This window comes from Cryobacterium sp. TMT2-15-1 (genome assembly GCF_004402345.1).
Taxonomy (GTDB): domain Bacteria; phylum Actinomycetota; class Actinomycetes; order Actinomycetales; family Microbacteriaceae; genus Cryobacterium; species Cryobacterium sandaracinum.
Genome location: NZ_SOGD01000022.1, coordinates 1 through 16,728, shown reverse-complemented (window position 1 = coordinate 16,728; position 16,728 = coordinate 1). Strand labels below are relative to the sequence as shown.

Below are 16,728 nucleotides of genomic sequence, written 5' to 3'. Positions count from 1 at the left end.
AGCCGTGGCGGGGCGGGGTCATGCGAGGCCTCCGAACGGGCTCGTGTCGGGCTTTGGCTCGGTGACCGTCACCGGTTCGGCGTCCCACCGTCCGTAGACGAGTTCGGTGTTGGACGAAATCTGGGTGGCGAGAATGGTGGCCTCCGTTTCGAGGTGGTCGGCCATGGCGCGCAGGGTGTGCGGCAGCAGGTACGGCGCGTTCGGGCGGCCGCGGAAGGGTGCGGGGGTGAGGAACGGGGCATCCGTCTCGACCAGCAGCAGAGCGCGCGGCACCGCGGCCAGGGCCTCCCGCAGATTCCGGGCGTTCTTGAAGGTCACGGTTCCCGCGAACGAGAGGTACCAGCCGTTGTCGGCGAGGATGCGGGCCATCTCGGCGTCGCCGGAGAAGCAGTGGAAGACGGTGCGATCGGGCGCACCGACCCGCAGCAGGGTCTCGATCACCGCGGCGTGGGCGTCGCGGTCGTGGATCTGCAGCGCGAGGCCGTTCTGCTTGGCGATGTCGATGTGCGCCTCGAAGGAGCGGAGCTGGCTGGCGTGTCCTTCGGGGCCGGTGCGGAAGAAGTCCAGGCCGGTCTCCCCGATGGCGACGACGCGCGGGCGCGTCGCCAGTTCGGCGATCTCGGCCAGGGCGTCGTCGAGGGTGCCGGCGGCCTCGTAGACGGGGGCCTCGTTGGGGTGGATGGCGACGGCCGCGAGCATGCGCGGCTCCCGGGCAGCCATCGCGGCCGACCAGCGCGAGGTCTTCAGGTCGCCGCCGACCTGGATGACGCCGCGCACGCCGACGCTGGACGCGCGGTCGAGTTGCTCGGCCACGCTCAGCGACTGCTCGCCGTCGGCGATCTCCAAGTGGGTGTGGTTGTCGTAGACCGGAACGACGAGCGGGTCGGGCCGCGGCGGGTAGCTCAGGTCCCGGCCGGCGCCTTTTTCGCGCTGGCGCACGGGGCCGGCTTCGGGCTCGGGCTCGTTAGCCAACCGTGGCCTCGATGCGAGGGAACAGCGCCTCGAGCGGGGAGACCCGCGGGCCGCCGGTCCACTCCCAGGCCCGGTCGATGCGCTGGTCGGTGACCAGTCCGAAGCCGCCGAGGGCGGTCCAGAGCTTCGCCGTGGCCTGCGGTACGACCGGCGAGAGCAGCACGGCGAGCGTGCCCAGTCCGCGCACGGCGGTGACCAGCACGGCTTCGAGTCGGTCCCGGTTGGCCGGGTCCTTCGCGAGCGACCACGGCTCCTGGGCGGTGATGTAGCCGTTGAGCTCGTCGACCAGTTCCCAAATCGCGGCGATGGCGTCGTGGATGGCGAGGTGTCCGATGGACAGCGTGGCGGCATCCGTCACCCTCTTCTCGGTGCCGCGAATGAGCTCGTCGGCCTCGCTGAAGTCGACGGCAGTGGGGATCTCGCCGTCGCAGTAGCGCACGACCATGGCGATCACGCGGGAGGCGAGGTTGCCGAAGCCGTTGGCCAGCTCGGACTGGTACCGGGCGGACAGGTCTTCCCAGGAGAAAGAGCCGTCCTGGCCGAAGCTGATCGCGCGCATGAAGTAGTAGCGGAAGGCGTCGGAGCCGAACGTATCCGTGATCTGGCTTGGGGCGATACCGGTGAGCTTGGACTTGCTCATCTTCTCGCCGCCCACGAGCAACCAGCCGTGGCCGAAGACCTGGCGAGGCACCTCGATGCCCGCGGCGAGGAGCATTGCAGGCCAGATGACGGCGTGAAAACGCAAAATATCTTTGCCCACGACGTGCGTCGCCGGCCAGAGGCGGCTGAACTTTTCGTCGTCGTGGCCGTAGCCGGCGGCGGTGATGTAGTTGAGCAGGGCGTCGAACCAGACGTAGACGACGTGGCTGTCGTCCCAAGGCACCTTGATGCCCCAGTCGAAACTGGAGCGGGAGATCGACAGGTCGCTGAGGCCCTGCTTGACGAAGGATATGACCTCGTTGCGCGCCGACGCGGGCTGTACGAAGTTCGGGTTCTCCTCGTACAGGGCGAGGAGCTGGTCGGCGAACGTGCTCATCCGAAAGAAGTAGTTCTTCTCGTGCAGCAGCTCGCAGGGGATGGAGTGGATGGCGCAGACCTGCTGCCCGGCGTACTCGCCGACCCCATCGATGAGGTCGCTCGGCTGCTTGTACTCCTCACAGCCGACGCAGTAGAAGCCCTCGTACTCGCCGGTGTAGATGTGGCCGGAGTCGTAGAGGTGCTGCAGGAACTTCTGCGCGTTCACTTCGTGGCGCACATCGGTGGTACGGATGAAGTCGTCGTTTCGGATGTCGACCGTCTTCAGCAGCGGCTTCCAGGCGGTTTCGACCAGACGGTCGGCCCACTCCTTCGGCGTGACGCCGTTGGCGGTCGCGGTGCGCAGGATCTTCTGCCCGTGCTCGTCCGTTCCGGTGAGCAGCCAGGCATCCTCGCCGGACTGCCGGTGCCAGCGTGCGAGCACGTCGGCAGCCACCTCGGTATAGGCGTGCCCGATGTGGGGGACATCATTCACGTAGAAAATGGGCGTGGTGATGTAAAAAGATGAACCGTCGGACATGCTCTTATCCTATTAGGAGCGGCGGATGCCACTGGCCGTGTTACCTTGTGCCGCGTTCGTCGCGGTGGGCGTCCTGCAGCCGCGGCGGCCAAAATCTCGGTCGAATCGGTTCGGAGCAGGGAACGTCAGGGCAGAGGCAGAGCCTGAAAGTCCGTGCGGGCCGCGGCGGGCTTGCCCGTCTTGCGCTCCAGCGCCGCCTCGTAGAGGGCGCGCTTGCCGAGCCCGGTGGCGGCGGACACGTCGGCGGCGGCATCCTTGAGACGGATGCCCGACCCCACCAGCGCGAGCACCTCGACCACCCCGGTCTCCAGATCCAGCACGCGTGCCTCCGCCCCGGCGACCACGATGGCGATCTCGCCCTTGACCCCGCCGGCGGCCCAATCAGCCAGCTCGATCGCGGTACCGCGCTTCACTTCCTCGTAGAACTTGGTCAGCTCACGGCAGACCACGACGCGGCGCCCGGCCCCGAGCACCGCAGCCAGATCCGTCAGGGAGGCCGCCAGCCGGTTGGGCGATTCGAAAAACACCATTGTGCGCCGCTCCGCGGCCACCTCGCGGAGGGCCGAGACCCGGTCGCCGTGCTTGCGGGGCAGGAAGCCCTCGAAGGTGAACCGGTCCGTCGGCAGCCCGGACACGGCGAGCGCGGCGAGCACGGCCGACGGCCCGGGCAACACCGACACGACGACACCGGCCGCCACCGCGGCATCCACCAAGTGGAAACCCGGGTCGGAGACCGTCGGCATCCCTGCGTCGCTGAGCACCAGGATGTCGGTGTCGCGGGCGAGTTCGACGAGTTCGGCCGCCTTGCCGCGCTCGTTGTGGTCGTGCAGGCTGATCAGCCGCGGGCGGTTCTCGATGCCCAGGGCCTTGAGCAGGTGCACGGTGACCCGGGTGTCCTCGGCGGCGATAATCGTCATCGTGCCGAGCGCCTCGATCAGACGCGTTGACGCGTCGCCCAGGTTTCCGATCGGGGTGGCAGCCAGGAGGATCATGATCCCAGTCTCGCAGCCCCGGCTCACTACGATGGTCACGTGTTCCCGACAAGCCGCGTTTTCCATTGGGCCGGGCCGCTGGCGGTGACCCTGCTCGCGGCGGTGCTGCGACTCTGGAATCTCGGCGTGCCGCGCTCGCTGGTGTTCGACGAAACCTTCTATGTGAAAGACGCGTGGACTCTCAACAACCTCGGCTATGAGTCGACCTGGCCCGAGGGGGCGGACGCCCTCTTCGCCGCCGGGCAGACCGATGTCTTCCTGTCCGACCCGTCGTTCGTGGTGCATCCGCCGCTCGGCAAGTGGCTGATCGCACTGGGTATGGCCCTCGTCGGCCCCGAACACAGCTGGGGCTGGCGGATCGCCACCGCCCTGATCGGTGTGCTGGCGGTCGTGCTGCTGATGTTGATCGCGAAGAAGCTGTTCGGGTCGACCGTGCTGGCCGTGATCGCCGGGTTCCTTTTCGCCATCGACGGCAACGCCATCGTGATGTCGCGCGTGGCCCTGCTGGACAACTCCGTGATGTTCTTCGCACTTCTCGGGTTCGGCGCTGTGCTGCTCGACCGGGACCGGCACGCCATCAGGCTGTCTGCTCTCCTGGTCCAGGAGCGTGAGGCCGGGCGGCAGCCGGGCTGGGGTCCGACCCTGTGGCGGCGGCCCTGGCTGCTCGCGGCCGGCCTTGCCTTCGGGCTCGCCTGCAGCGTCAAGTGGTCGGGCATCTACTTCCTCGCCGCCTTCGGCGTCTACCTTGTTCTCGTCGACGCCCTCGCCCGGCGCCGTGCCGGGCTTCCGTTCTGGTTCAGCGCCGCCGTACTCAAGCAGGCGCCGGCGACCTTCCTGCTGATCGTGCCGGTAGCCGTCGCCACCTACCTGGCCGCCTGGACCGGCTGGTTCGTCACCCGGGGAGGCTACTACCGCGACTGGGCCACTACGCCGGAGGCCGCGTGGACCGGCGCCCTCGCCTGGATTCCCGACTCGGTGCAAAGCTTCTGGCACTACCAGGTGGCGGCTTACACCTATCACGTGGGGCTCTCCACGCCGCATCCGTATCAGGCGAACCCGTTGACCTGGCTGTTCATGGTGCGCCCGACCAGCATGTACTACCGCGGATCGGCGCTGGGCGAGAACGGATGCGACGTCGCCACCTGCTCCGAGGCGATTACCGGAATCGCGAACCCGCTGATCTGGTGGGCGGCCACGGCCGCGACCTTCTACCTGGTGTACCGGCTGGCGCGCTACCGCGAGTGGCAGGTCGGCCTGATCCTGATGGGGCTGGTCGCCGGCTACCTGCCGTGGCTGATGTATCTGAACCGCACGGTGTTCCAGTTCTACACGATCGCGTTCGAGCCCTATCTGCTCCTCGGCCTCACCTTCGTGCTCGGTCTCCTCCTCCCCCGGGCACGCTGGGTCGTGCTGGGCTTCCTGGTGGCGGCCGCGCTCCTCAGCGCGTATTTCTACCCGCTCTGGACGGGCATCCAGACCCCGTTTACGTTCTGGCAACTGCACATCTGGCTTCCCAGCTGGCGCTGATTTGCACGTGCTTTTCCGGGAAACTGATAGCCAGCTATATGCCCCTGTGGGCATATAGCGACTGGGAAAGCGGTGTGAAAGCACCCGTGTCCGAGGGGTCCGGCCCATAGGATATGAGTATCTGTTCTACGAGTGTTTGCTCTATCACCGACTGAGAAGTCCGGATACAAACCAAAGGCCTCATGTCGGAAGCTGTTGCCGCACCCACGGTGCGCATTGTCAAGACCCGCCCGGGTGGCGATTCGAAAAACCCCACCACCGAGTATTCATCGCTGCTGCACACCGTGCGCAACCTTGGCCTGCTGAAGCGTGCCACGGGTTTCTACTGGTTCGTCTTCGCCATGCTGGTGCTCGCCACCCTGGGAACCGGGACCGCGTTCGTGCTGCTCGGCGACAGCTGGTACCAGCTCATCGTCGCGGGCGTGCTCGGCATCATCCTCACCCAGTACGCGTTCCTCGCCCACGAGGCGTCGCACCGCCAAGTGTTCGAGGGCGGCCGCGCGAATGACCGCGCCGGGCGCATCCTCGCCAACCTGTTCGTCGGCATCAGCTACGCCTGGTGGATGAACAAGCACAGTCGTCACCACGCTAATCCGAACGTCATCGGCAAGGACCCGGACATCGCCCCCGACTTCATCGTCTTCCGGGAAGAGGACGCAGCGAAGGTCAGCTGGCTCGGCTCGTTCGTCACCCGCAAGCAGGGCTATCTCTTCTTCCCGCTCCTGATGGCCGAGGGGTTCAACCTGCACGTGCAGGGTTTCAAAACCGTCTTCGGCAAGAAGAAGGTGGACAAGCGCTGGCTCGAGATCAGTATGCTGTCCACCCGCATCGTGCTCTACGTCGCCGCGATTTTCTACTTCCTCCCCGTCGGCATGGCGTTCGCGTTCATCGGCGTGCAGCTGGCCGTCTTCGGTGTCTACATGGGGGCGTCCTTCGCGCCGAACCACAAGGGCATGCCGCAGCTCCCCCACGAGAGCAAAGTGGACTTCCTTCGCCGGCAGGTGCTCACCTCCCGAAACATCCGCGGCGGCACGTTCATGGACACGTTCATGGGCGGGCTCAACTACCAGGTCGAGCATCACCTGTTCCCGAACATGGCCCGGCCGCACCTGCGCAAGGCCCAGGAGATCACCAAGGAATACTGCAAGACGCACGACATCCTTTACACGGAGACGTCTCTCTTCGAGTCCTACGGCATCGTCATCGCATACCTGAACAAGGTCGGACTCGGCGCTCGCGACCCGTTCGACTGCCCGATGGTCGCCCGTTTCCACCACCGGTAGATCGGCTGACGCACCCCGACAAGCCGTGAGCACAGCCCCTGTCCCCGTGCGGGAGAGGGGCTTTTCTCATGGATCGGCTACGGGTAGCAGGCCCGCCGCAGGCAAAGCTGGCCGTAAACTCGATGGCATGTGGCTGCCCGGTGTGCTGGTCGCGGCCGCGGCCGCGCTGCTCGCCGGAATCGTACACGCGGTCTTCCCCGCCCTGCCGCTGCTCACGCTCGCTGTCACCTTCGGAATCGTCGCCGGTAATCTCCCGGTCGCCCACCGTGCGTTGACGGGAGTCCTTTCCCCGGGCCTGAAGCTCGCGGCCACCCGGTTCATGCGCATCGGCATCGTGCTGCTCGGCCTGAAGCTGAGCCTGGTGGACATTCTGGGCCTGGGCTGGGTGACAATCATGACCACCGTCCTGATCGTGCTGATCACCTTCGTCGGCACCTACTGGCTCGGGCGCGCGGTTCGCCTGCCCGGCCGCCAACCGATCCTGATCGCCACCGGCTTCTCCATCTGCGGGGCGTCCGCGATCGGCGCGATGAGCGGGGTGGTCAAGGCGAAGGATGTCGACACCGCCACCCCGATCGCCCTGGTCACCCTCTGCGGCACGCTGGCCATCGCGGTGCTGCCGGTGCTGTGGCATCCGCTCGGTCTGACCGATCTGCAGTTCGGGCACTGGGTCGGCGCCGGCGTGCACGACGTCGGCCAGGTCGTCGCGACCGCGCAGATCGCCGGGCCCGCCGCGTTGGCCGTGGCCGTCGTCGTGAAGCTCACCCGGGTGCTGCTACTCGCGCCGATCGTCGCCGTCGTCGCCGTCGGCGAGCGCCGCCGCGAGACGCGCGTCGCCACGGTGACGGATGCCCCCGCGTCCCGCCCACCGCTCGTGCCCCTGTTCGTGGCCGGTTTCCTGGCCGCCGTTCTCGTGCGCACGTTCGTCCCGCTGCCGGACACCGTGCTGGCCGGCGCGGACACCGTGCAGACCTACCTGCTCGCGGCCGCGCTCTTCGGGCTCGGCGCCGCCGTGAACCTCGGTTCCATCCTGCGCACCGGAGGCAGGGCCCTCCTCGTGGGGCTGACCTCCTGGACGCTGATCGCCACCCTCGCCTTCGCCGCCGTGCAGCTGCCCTGAGCCGGTGTCCGCGGCTTCGTCCCGAACGAATTCGACGCCGATCAGCGCGGTGGCGCTCAGCGGCGGGAGAGCCAGCCCCCGGCCGCGGCGTTCGGCGCCCGGTGCAGGGCGAACCGCGGCGGAGCGGCTGCGGTGCCCGTGGTCAGGTCGGCGAGGATGCGCCCGACCGTCGGCGTGAACTTGAAGCCGTGGCCGCTGAAGCCGGCCCCCACAATCACGGGGCCCACCCGGTCGAGCACGAAGTCCTCGTCGGCCGTGGTCGTGTAGGTGCAACTGACCGGGTCGAGCGTGTCGGGGTCTGCGCCGGGCAGCCATTCGCGCACATAGCGTGCCAGGGCAGCCAGCTGAACGGGCTCGGGCTGGAAGCTGCGCGCATCGGGGTCGGTGCCGGGACCCACGCCGTGCCAGCCTGCCTTGATCCCCTGGCCGGGCGTGTACATGCCATAGACCGGCGAGTACCAGTATCCGTAGCGCGGGTCGGACCAGGCGGGCGCATGGTTGAAGCCGGGCCACTCGGTCTCGGCGTGTGCGGCGGCGGCCGGGGAGGCGTCGCGCAAGGCGAAGTGCGCCGGCTGCTCCTGCGTCACCGTGAGGCGCGGAATCGGAATCACCCCGGCCAGCAGTGCGCTGGTCCACGCGCCGACCGTGACGACGGCGCGGCGGGCGATGATCGTGCCGGCCTCGTGGGTCACCCGCACCCGGTCGTCGCCCTGCACCTCCAGGCGCTGCACGCGGATGCCGTGCCGCACGTCGGCCCCGGCGGTGGCCGCGGCGGTCTGCAGGGCGGTCACCGCGGCATCCGCGTTCACCCGGCCGGCGTCGGGGGCGAACAGCACCCGGCCGTCGAAGCGGATTCCCGGCCAGCGTTCGGCTGCGGCCTCCGGCGTGAGGAACTCGGCGCAAAGGCCCACCCGGGCCAGCATTGCCGCCACTCGGTCGAACGACGGATTCGCCCCGTGATTGACGACGCCGACCTGACTCAGGAGTGTGCTCTGCGTCTCGGCTTCCAGCTCGCGCCAGAGCGACAACGCCTCGGCAAGCATCGCCACGTAGGTCGGTTCGGCGTAGGCGGTGTTGAAATTGCGGGAGGCGCCGTGCGAGGCACCGTTGAGGTGCCCGGGCGTGAACCGCTCCAGCACGGTGACCGGCCGGCCCCGCCGCGCCAGCTGCCAGGCCGTCGCCGACCCCATTGCCCCGCCGCCGATGACGACCGTCTCCACGCGCTCTTCCATGCCCTTATCCTGCCCGACCGGGCGGCAGGCGCGGGCACCGGGGCGGCCGCGAGTCGGCATCCGTTTCGCACTGTTACGCCCGTGTCCCGTCTCCCCGGCGATCATCGCTAACGTAAGGCCATGGCTGATCGCGAGTACGGTTTCAAGACCCGGGCAATCCACGCTGGGAACATCCCCGACGCCGTCACCGGCGCGCGGGCCCTGCCGATCTACCAGACCAGCGCATTCGTCTTCGATGACGCGTCGGATGCCGCCGCCCGCTTCGCCCTGCAGAAGTACGGTAACGTCTACTCCCGTCTCGCGAACCCGACCGTGGCGGCCTTCGAGGAGCGCGTGGCCAGCCTCGAGGGCGGGCTGGGCGCCGTCGCCACCGCCAGCGGCCTGTCCGCGCAGTACATCACCTTCGCCAGCCTCGCCGGCTCGGGAGACCACATCGTCTCCAGTGCCAACCTCTACGGCGGCTCGATCACCCAGCTCGACGTGACGCTGCGCCGGTTCGGGGTCGAGACGACGTTCGTGCGCAGCGCCGACGCGGCCGACTACGCCGCCGCGATCACCGAGAAAACCAAGCTGATCTTCGCCGAGACGGTGGCCAACCCCTCCGGCGAGGTCGCCGACATCGAGGGTCTCGCCGCCGTCGCCCACGCGGCCGGGATCCCCCTGGTGATCGACTCGACCATCGCCACGCCCTACCTGACCCGGCCGATCGAATGGGGCGCCGATATCGTGATCCACTCCGCCACCAAGTTCCTCGGCGGGCACGGCACCACTCTCGGCGGCGTCGTCGTCGAGAGTGGACGCTTCGACTGGCACAGCGACAAGTTCCCGCTGTTCGGCCAGCCGGTGCCCAGCTACGGCGGTCTCGAGTGGGCCGGCAACTTCGGCGAGTACGCGTTCCTCACCCGCCTGCGCGCCGAGCAGCTGCGCGACATCGGCCCGGCCCTCTCCCCGCACTCCGCGTTTCTGCTCGCCCAGGGCGTCGAGACACTGCCGTTCCGGATGCAGGCGCACGTGGACAACGCGCGCGCGGTGGCCGAGTGGCTCGACGCCGATCCCCGGATCGAGTACGTCAACTGGGCCGGGCTGCCGGCCCACCCGCACTACGACCGCGGCCTCAAATACCTGCCGAAGGGCCCCGGATCGGTCTTCAGCTTCGGCGTGAAGGGCGGCCGTGACGCCGGGCGAACCTTCATCGAATCGGTCGACCTGGCCAGCCACCTCGCCAACATCGGCGACGCCAAGACCCTGGTCATCCACCCGGCCTCCACCACCCATGCTCAGCTGAACGAGACCCAGCTCGCCGACGCCGGCGTGTTGCCCGGCCTGGTCCGCATCAGCGTGGGCATCGAAGACGTCGAGGACATCATCTACGACCTCGACCAGGCCCTTGGCCGGATTGCGGGGACCAGATGAGCGAGCACCACGTGAACATCGACGCCGCCCCCGGCGCCACCCCCGACAGCGACGCCGCACCGGTCACGGATGCTACCGCGCACGACACCGTGCACCTCGCCAATGGGCTCAGTTGCTCAGTGCCCACCGGTTCCCCCCTCGCGAAGCTGCTGAAATCCCAGCGCACCTGGGTGGGTCCCGACGCCAAGGCCCGGCTGAAGATCCTGCGGGCGGCGAAGTCCATCGCCATCGTCGGCGCGTCGCCGAATCCGGCCCGCTCCAGTTATTTCGTCGGTACCTACCTGAAGCAGTCGAGCGACTACCGGGTCTACTTCGTCAACCCGAACGCGAAGACCATCCTCGGCGAGACGGCCTACCCGGACCTCGCGTCGCTGCCCGAGGTGCCCGACATCGTCGACGTGTTCCGTCGCGCCGGCGACATCCCGGCCGTGATCGACGAGGTGCTCGCAATCGGGGTGCCCACCGTCTGGGTGCAGCTGGGCATCTGGAACCAGGAGGCCGCCGAATACGGCGAATCGCAGGGACTCACCGTGGTGATGGACCGCTGCATCAAGATCGAGCACGCCCGGTTCCACGGCGGGCTGCACCTCCTCGGGTTCGACACCGGCCAGATCACGGCGCGCAAAACCATCCGCTGATCCGTCCCCGGGGTGAAACCCCGGCACGGTTACGATGGTCGGATGACTGCGTATGTGTCGGCACTCGACCTCTTCTCCATCGGCATCGGCCCCTCCAGCTCCCACACGGTGGGCCCGATGCGGGCGGCGCTCACCTTCGCGGACCACCTTCGCGATGCCGGACTACTCGCCGACGTGGCCCGAATCGGCTGCTCGCTCTACGGCTCGCTCGGCTCGACCGGACTCGGCCACGGCACGCCCGACGCAGTCCTGGCCGGCCTCTCCGGGCTCCGCCCCGAGACCTGCGACCCGGATGACGTGCGCTCCGCCTGGTCCGGCCTGGCCGACGACGCCGTGCTGATGCTCGGCGGCAGCCATGCCATCCCCGTGCGAAAGGACGACGTGGCCTTCGAGGCGCGCACCCGGCTGCCCGGCCACCCCAACGCGCTGACCCTCACGGCCTGGGGGCACGACGCCGTCCCCCTGCTCGAGGAGACCTGGTACTCGATCGGTGGCGGCTTCATCCGGCGCGACGGCGACCCGATCGGTCCGAGCAGTGCCGTGCCACAGCCGCGGCAGTACTCCTCCAGCGCCGAACTCCTCGCCCTCTGCGACCTCTACGCCGTCGCCATCTGCGACATCGCCCGCGCCAACGAGGAGGCGATCCACGGGACCGAGACGCTCGACGTCGGCCTCGACGCAATTTGGAACGCCATGAGCGACTGCGTGGAGTCCGGGCTCGCGGCCACCGGAACCCTCCCCGGCGGCCTTCAGGTCAAGCGCCGCGCGGCGGCCGTGCGCATGCAGCTAGAGGAATATGACCGGCTGCCGTTGCGTGAACGCGACACCTCGACCGAATGGCTGCATGCATTCGCCCTCGCCGTCAACGAGGAGAACGCCTCCGGCGGCCGCGTGGTCACCGCCCCCACCAACGGCGCGGCCGGCATCATCCCCGCAGTCGGCCACTACTATCTGCGCTTCGTGCCCGGGGCGGATGCCGCGGGAATCCGTCGCTATCTGCTCACCGCCGTCGCCATCGGTTCGCTCGTGAAGGCCAATGCCTCCATCTCCGGGGCGGAGGGCGGCTGCCAGGCCGAGGTCGGCTCTGCTTGCGCCATGGCGTCCGGCGCACTCTGCGCCGTTCTCGGCGGCACGCCGCGGCAGGTGGAGAACGCGGCCGAGATCGCGATGGAGCACCACCTGGGCCTCACCTGTGACCCCGTCGGCGGGCTCGTGCAGGTGCCGTGCATCGAGCGCAACGCCATCGCCGCGTCGACCGCCGTGTCGGCGGCCCGACTGGCCCTGCACGGCGACGGCACGCACCTCGTCTCCCTCGACGCCGTGATCGAAACCATGCGCCAGACCGGCCTGGACATGTCGACCAAGTACAAGGAGACCAGCGAGGGTGGCCTCGCCGTCAACGTGATCGAATGCTGACATCGCCACTCGCGCCCTAAGCTGGACGCATCCGCTCGGGGGCACGAACGGAACTTTCTGCGAGGGGGACATCCGATGAATTCTGCGCGACCGACAACCACTCCTGTCCGGGCGCGGGTCGCTCTGGCCGCCATGCTGCTGTTCCCGCTCGGCCTCACCGGGTGCGCCGGCGCCCCGGCTCCGGTGGTCACCGCGACGGTCACCTTCACGCCGACGCCCACTGCGACTCCCACACCCACCCCCACGCCGCCCCCCGAGCCCGAGGCCCCGGTTGTGCCGAATCCGACTATCACGCCCAACGCCGATGCCGTGCCCGTGGAGCCGCTGCCCGAGGGCCCGGCCGTCGACCTTGGCGCCAGTACGGGGGCCACCGGCGCCCCGGTCACCGATGGTGCGGGCGCCCCGACCAGCTACTCCGTGCTGGAGGGCGACGACTTCTTCGCCATCGCGCAGCGCTTCGACCTACCGGTGCAGCAGCTGTTGCGCATGAATCCGTCGGTGTCGGGTCTCGGTGAGAATATCTACATCCGGGACGTGATCAACCTCGACTGGACAACCACCGGGTAGCGCGCTCGGGGGTACGTTCCCAGCGTCTCGCTACGGCTCCGGTACGAATTCGACGGAGATTGTGGCCGCCGTAACGGCGGGGCCGGGACGCATGTGCCTTAGTGCGTCAGCAGGTTGATGCGCTCGATCAGGGTGATCGTGCGCAGCGAGTCCCGCGGGTCGACCGGGATCGGCGCCCCACGCAGGATCGCGTCGGCCAGACCGGTGTAGAACGCCGCATAGTTGCCGCGCTCGGTCGGCACCCGGGTCAGCGCGCCGTCCCGTCCGAGCACGCCCCAGGCGGACTCCGGGTCGACGCCGAAACCCGGGTCGGTCGGTCGGGCACCCGCCCCGAGGGCGGTCTCCTGTCCGTCGAGGCCCCACTTGGTGTAGCCCGCCTCGGAGCCGAGGACGTGGAAGCGCGGGCCGACCTGGGCGGCGATCCCGTTCATCCACAGGTGCGAGCGCACCCCCGACCCGTGGTGCAGCGCCACGAAGGTGTCGTCGTCGGCGGCCCCACCCGGGCGTCGAATGAGGGTCTCCGCGTAGACGTCGTCGACCGGGCCGAACAGTTGCAGGGCCTGGTCGATCAGGTGGGCGCCGAGGTCGAAGAGCACCCCGCCGCCCTGTTGGATGGTCGCGCCGACCTTCCACGACTTGGTCTGCTCCGGCTTCCACCATTCGAACCGGGACTCGAACCGGCGCACATCGCCCAGCGCCCCCGCGGCGACTAGGCCGCGCAGGGTGAGGAAATCGCCGTCCCAGCGCCGATTCTGGAACACGGTGAGCGGCAGGCCGAGGCTCACAGCCTTCTCGATCAAGCCGCGGCCGTCCCGGGCCGTCACCGAGAAGGGCTTGTCGACGACCACGGCGAGCCCGGCGTCGAGGGCGGCGTGGGCGAGTTCGACGTGCGTGCCCGACGGTGAGCCGATCACGACCAGGTCCAGGTCGTCCGCGGCGGCGAACAGGTCCTCGGCGGTCGACATCAGGCGCGCCCCCGGGTGACGCTCACCGGCCTGCTCTCGCCGCACGGGGTCGCGGGTGACGATCAGGTCGAGCGAGAACTCGGGGTTCGCGGCGAGGAGCGGGCTGTGGAACACGCGTCCGGACGTGCCGAACCCGATCAGTCCGGTGCGGATTGGGGCGACGGATGCTGGCGACTGCGTCATGCTCCCACGGTACTCCCGGTGCGGCCTCCGCCCGGCCCGCTACAGCCGGTCGACGCCGGTGACGCGCACGACGGCGGCGCCCAGCTCGTCGGAGTCGGCCAGGTCGACCGTGGCGCTGATGCCCCAATCGTGGTCCCCCGCCGGGTCGTCGAATATCTGCCGCACGGTCCAGACGGATGCGCCCTCGTCGAAGATGATCAGGTCCGCGCTGCGCGCATTCGCCCCGGTCAGCAGCTCGTCGTGCTCGGCGAAGTAGCCGTCCATGGCATCGACCCAGGCATCCGTGTGGAAACCGTGTTCCCGGTCGAGCTCGCCCAGCGCGTCGTAGTTCTCGAGCGCGGCCAGCTGCACCCGGCGGAAGAGCTCGTTGCGCACCAGGATGCGGAACGCGCGGGTATTGGTGGTCAGGCGGCGGGGCGCGGGCGGCAGCACCGACTGGGCAGCATCCGAGTGCACGGCGAGGTCCGGGTGGATGAGTTCCTCCCACTCGTCGAGCAGGCTCGAGTCGACCTGGCGCACCAGCTCGCCCAGCCACTCGATCAGGTCGAGCAGGTCTTCCGTCTTGGCGTCGTCGGGGATGGTTTGCCGGGCGGCCCGGTACGCATCCGAGAGATAGCGGAGCACGACGCCCTCGCTGCGGGCGAGCTTGTAGAAGGCCACGAACTCACCGAAGGACATGGCCCGCTCGTACATGTCCCGCACGACCGTCTTCGGGCTGAGCTCGAAGTCGGCGATCCACGGCTGGGATTCCTTGTAGGTGGTGAAGGTGACGTGCAGCAACTCCTCGAGCGGCTTCGGCCAGGTGATCTCCTCGAGCAGCGCCATCCGCTCGTCGTATTCGATGCCCTCGCGTTTCATGGCGTTCACGGCCTCGCCGCGGGCCGCGAACTGCTGGCCCATCAGCACCGGGCGCGGGTTGTCGAGGGTGGCCTCGACGATGGAGATCATGTCGAGGGCGTAGTGGCCGCTGCCGGGGCCGGCCACATCGGGGTCGGCGTCGAGCAGGTCGAACGCGGCGAGCGCGAACGGCGACAGTGGCTGGTTGAGGGCGAAGTTGGGCTGCAGGTCGACGGTGAGACGGATGTCCCCGGCCGCGCTTTGCTCCACGATCCCTGCCGCGCGCAAGGTCTTGTAGATCCCGAGGGCACGCCGGGCGTGCGCGAGCTGGCGATTCCAGGGTTCGTGGTTGTCGAAGATCAGGTCGTGGACGTGGGTGAACGCGTCGCCGCCGCGCCCGATGACGTTGATCAGCATCGCCGCGGTCATCTGCATGCTCGAGTGCATCGTTTCCGGCTCGGCCGCCACAAGCCGCTGGAACGAGGGCTCACCCCAGGACACGAAGCCCTCGGGCGCCTTCTTGCGGATGATCTTGCGCTTCTTCTTAGGGTCGTCGCCGGCCTTCTCGATGGCCTTGAGGTTGTCGGTTTCGTGGTCGGGCGCCTGGATGACGACGGTGCCGGCCGTGTCATAGCCGGCCCGGCCCGCGCGGCCCGCGATCTGGTGGAATTCGCGGGCGTTCAGCTGGCGCATCTTGACGCCATCGTACTTGGTGAGTGCGGTGAAGAGCACGGTGCGGATCGGCACGTTGATGCCCACGCCGAGGGTGTCGGTGCCGCAGATTACGCGGAGCAGGCCGCGCTGGGCGAGCTGCTCGACCAGGCGGCGGTACTTGGGCAGCATACCGGCGTGGTGCACGCCAATGCCCATCCGGATCAGCCGGGACAGGGTCTTGCCGAAGCTCGTGGTGAAGCGGAACTCGCCGATCAGCTCAGCGATCGCCTCCTTCTGTTCCTTGGTGGCGACCTTGACGCTGCTGAGGGCCTGAGCCCGTTCGAGCGCGGCCGCCTGGGCGAAGTGCACGATGTAGATCGGAGCCTGCCCGGTCTTCAGTAGCTCCTCCACCGTTTCGTGCACGGGCGTGGTCTCGTAGTAGTAGTGCAGCGGCACCGGGCGCTCCACGCCCGTGACGACCGCGGTGGTCCGACGGGTGCGGCGCGAGAGGTCGTCGGCGATGAACGTGACGTCGCCGAGGGTCGCCGACATGAGGATGAACTGCACCCCGGGCAGGAGCAGCAGCGGCACCTGCCAGGCCCAGCCGCGGTCGGGGTCGCCGTAGAAGTGGAACTCGTCCATCACGACCTGGTCCACAGGAGTGTCCGCACCGTTTCTCAGGGCGAGGTTGGCCAGGATCTCCGCCGTGCAGCAGATGATCGGGGCGTCGGAGTTGACCGAGGAATCCCCCGTCATCATGCCCACGTTCTCGGCGCCGAAGATCTCCACCAGCGCGAAGAACTTTTCGCTGACGAGGGCCTTGATCGGCGCCGTGTAGAAGGTGCGCTTGCCGGCCGAGAGCGCGGCGAAGTGCGCACCGACGGCGACCAGGGACTTACCGGTGCCGGTCGGGGTGCTGAGGATCAGGTTCGCCCCGGAGACGATCTCGATCAGGGCCTCTTCCTGCGCGGGATACAGGGACAGACCCTGCTCCCCCGCCCACGTTTCGAAGGCCTCGAACAGCACATCGGGATCGGTGACATGCGGGAGGGCGGTGAGAGTTGCCATGATCCTTCGATCCTGCCCTATTCCACTGGGCATCCGCTCCGCGCCCGGCGGCCGGGTCGGAACCGAGCAGGGTCTCTCCTCCGGCTGAGCGTGAACACAGGGACGATATGTCCGATCACCGCGGCCGTCACGGGCCATTGCGGAGGACTCACAGGCCGCAAATCTAGGCTGGCGACATGGCCAGCCGCGACGTTTCCTCGTCCTCACTTCCGACGTCGCCGACGCCTCCCGCGCCCGGGCCGCCGGCCCGATCGGCCTCGGCACGGCTCGGGCGGCCCGCCACGGCCGGCGTGGCCGCCGCACTGG

At 68.7% G+C, this 16,728-nt stretch carries 13 protein-coding genes; 7 read left to right on the top strand and 6 right to left on the bottom strand.

Annotated features, from left to right (window positions below):
* Nucleotides 1-18: 18 nt before the first annotated feature.
* The 3 genes from E3O62_RS04825 to rsmI form a co-directional block, all read right to left on the bottom strand.
* Nucleotides 19-972, bottom strand: coding sequence for a TatD family hydrolase (locus E3O62_RS04825; RefSeq protein ID WP_241973326.1), 954 nt, complete (start codon nt 970-972; stop codon nt 19-21).
* Nucleotides 965-2,527: a methionine--tRNA ligase gene (metG, locus tag E3O62_RS04820; RefSeq protein WP_134393845.1), complete on the bottom strand. Its 1,563-nt coding sequence runs from the start codon at nt 2,525-2,527 to the stop codon at nt 965-967. The genes E3O62_RS04825 and metG overlap by 8 nt, the downstream gene beginning before the upstream one ends.
* 125 nt (nt 2,528-2,652) lie before the next feature.
* Complete coding sequence (gene rsmI, locus E3O62_RS04815) at nt 2,653-3,519, bottom strand: 16S rRNA (cytidine(1402)-2'-O)-methyltransferase (protein ID WP_134397724.1); 867 nt, start codon at nt 3,517-3,519, stop codon at nt 2,653-2,655.
* Nucleotides 3,520-3,558: 39 nt separating this feature from the next.
* Here rsmI and E3O62_RS04810 point away from each other — a divergent pair, with 39 nt between their 5' ends.
* The 3 genes from E3O62_RS04810 to E3O62_RS04800 all read left to right on the top strand — a co-directional run bounded on the left by E3O62_RS04810 (nt 3,559) and on the right by E3O62_RS04800 (nt 7,449).
* Nucleotides 3,559-5,046, top strand: coding sequence for a dolichyl-phosphate-mannose--protein mannosyltransferase (locus E3O62_RS04810; protein WP_134397723.1), 1,488 nt, complete (start codon nt 3,559-3,561; stop codon nt 5,044-5,046).
* A gap of 182 nt (nt 5,047-5,228) precedes the next feature.
* Entirely contained in the window at nt 5,229-6,329 is a 1,101-nt protein-coding gene (locus E3O62_RS04805) for an acyl-CoA desaturase (RefSeq protein WP_134393848.1), read from the top strand.
* 127 nt (nt 6,330-6,456) lie between these two features.
* On the top strand, nt 6,457-7,449 hold the full coding sequence (locus tag E3O62_RS04800) for a YeiH family protein (protein WP_134397722.1): 993 nt from the start codon (nt 6,457-6,459) through the stop codon (nt 7,447-7,449).
* A gap of 56 nt (nt 7,450-7,505) precedes the next feature.
* Here E3O62_RS04800 and E3O62_RS04795 read toward each other — a convergent pair whose 3' ends face one another.
* A complete protein-coding gene (locus tag E3O62_RS04795; protein ID WP_134397721.1) occupies nt 7,506-8,681 on the bottom strand; it encodes an FAD-dependent oxidoreductase in 1,176 nt (391 codons plus the stop codon).
* Between the two features lie 120 nt (nt 8,682-8,801).
* Here E3O62_RS04795 and E3O62_RS04790 point away from each other — a divergent pair, with 120 nt between their 5' ends.
* From E3O62_RS04790 to E3O62_RS04775, 4 genes are all read left to right on the top strand, one after another.
* Nucleotides 8,802-10,094, top strand: a complete 1,293-nt coding sequence (locus E3O62_RS04790; RefSeq protein WP_134397720.1) for an O-acetylhomoserine aminocarboxypropyltransferase/cysteine synthase family protein — start codon at nt 8,802-8,804, stop codon at nt 10,092-10,094.
* A 119-nt stretch (nt 10,095-10,213) separates the two neighbouring features.
* On the top strand, nt 10,214-10,732 hold the full coding sequence (locus tag E3O62_RS04785; RefSeq protein ID WP_370448886.1) for a CoA-binding protein: 519 nt from the start codon (nt 10,214-10,216) through the stop codon (nt 10,730-10,732).
* A gap of 42 nt (nt 10,733-10,774) precedes the next feature.
* The gene (locus E3O62_RS04780) at nt 10,775-12,148 is read left to right on the top strand and encodes an L-serine ammonia-lyase (RefSeq protein ID WP_134393853.1); all 1,374 of its coding nucleotides are present in this window, start codon (nt 10,775-10,777) and stop codon (nt 12,146-12,148) included.
* A 75-nt stretch (nt 12,149-12,223) separates the two neighbouring features.
* The gene (locus tag E3O62_RS04775; RefSeq protein ID WP_134397718.1) at nt 12,224-12,715 is read left to right on the top strand and encodes a LysM domain-containing protein; all 492 of its coding nucleotides are present in this window, start codon (nt 12,224-12,226) and stop codon (nt 12,713-12,715) included.
* Between the two features lie 98 nt (nt 12,716-12,813).
* On the opposite strand, the gene E3O62_RS04770 is transcribed toward E3O62_RS04775, so the two are convergent.
* Nucleotides 12,814-13,863 (bottom strand): Gfo/Idh/MocA family oxidoreductase, encoded by a 1,050-nt coding sequence (locus E3O62_RS04770; protein WP_134397717.1) that lies wholly within the window; start codon nt 13,861-13,863, stop codon nt 12,814-12,816.
* Nucleotides 13,864-13,902: 39 nt separating this feature from the next.
* On the bottom strand, nt 13,903-16,422 hold the full coding sequence (locus tag E3O62_RS04765; RefSeq protein WP_241973325.1) for an RNA helicase: 2,520 nt from the start codon (nt 16,420-16,422) through the stop codon (nt 13,903-13,905).
* Between the last annotated feature and the right edge of the window lie 306 nt (nt 16,423-16,728).

Coding starts and splice junctions, on each gene's coding strand:
- metG (WP_134393845.1), bottom strand. CDS start 2,527: ATGTCCGACGGTTCATCTTTTTACATCACCACGCCCATTTTCTACGTG.
- rsmI (WP_134397724.1), bottom strand. CDS start 3,519: ATGATCCTCCTGGCTGCCACCCCGATCGGAAACCTGGGCGACGCGTCA.
- E3O62_RS04805 (WP_134393848.1), top strand. CDS start 5,229: ATGTCGGAAGCTGTTGCCGCACCCACGGTGCGCATTGTCAAGACCCGC.
- E3O62_RS04800 (WP_134397722.1), top strand. CDS start 6,457: ATGTGGCTGCCCGGTGTGCTGGTCGCGGCCGCGGCCGCGCTGCTCGCC.
- E3O62_RS04795 (WP_134397721.1), bottom strand. CDS start 8,681: ATGGAAGAGCGCGTGGAGACGGTCGTCATCGGCGGCGGGGCAATGGGG.
- E3O62_RS04790 (WP_134397720.1), top strand. CDS start 8,802: ATGGCTGATCGCGAGTACGGTTTCAAGACCCGGGCAATCCACGCTGGG.
- E3O62_RS04780 (WP_134393853.1), top strand. CDS start 10,775: ATGACTGCGTATGTGTCGGCACTCGACCTCTTCTCCATCGGCATCGGC.
- E3O62_RS04775 (WP_134397718.1), top strand. CDS start 12,224: ATGAATTCTGCGCGACCGACAACCACTCCTGTCCGGGCGCGGGTCGCT.
- E3O62_RS04770 (WP_134397717.1), bottom strand. CDS start 13,863: ATGACGCAGTCGCCAGCATCCGTCGCCCCAATCCGCACCGGACTGATC.
- E3O62_RS04765 (WP_241973325.1), bottom strand. CDS start 16,422: ATGGCAACTCTCACCGCCCTCCCGCATGTCACCGATCCCGATGTGCTG.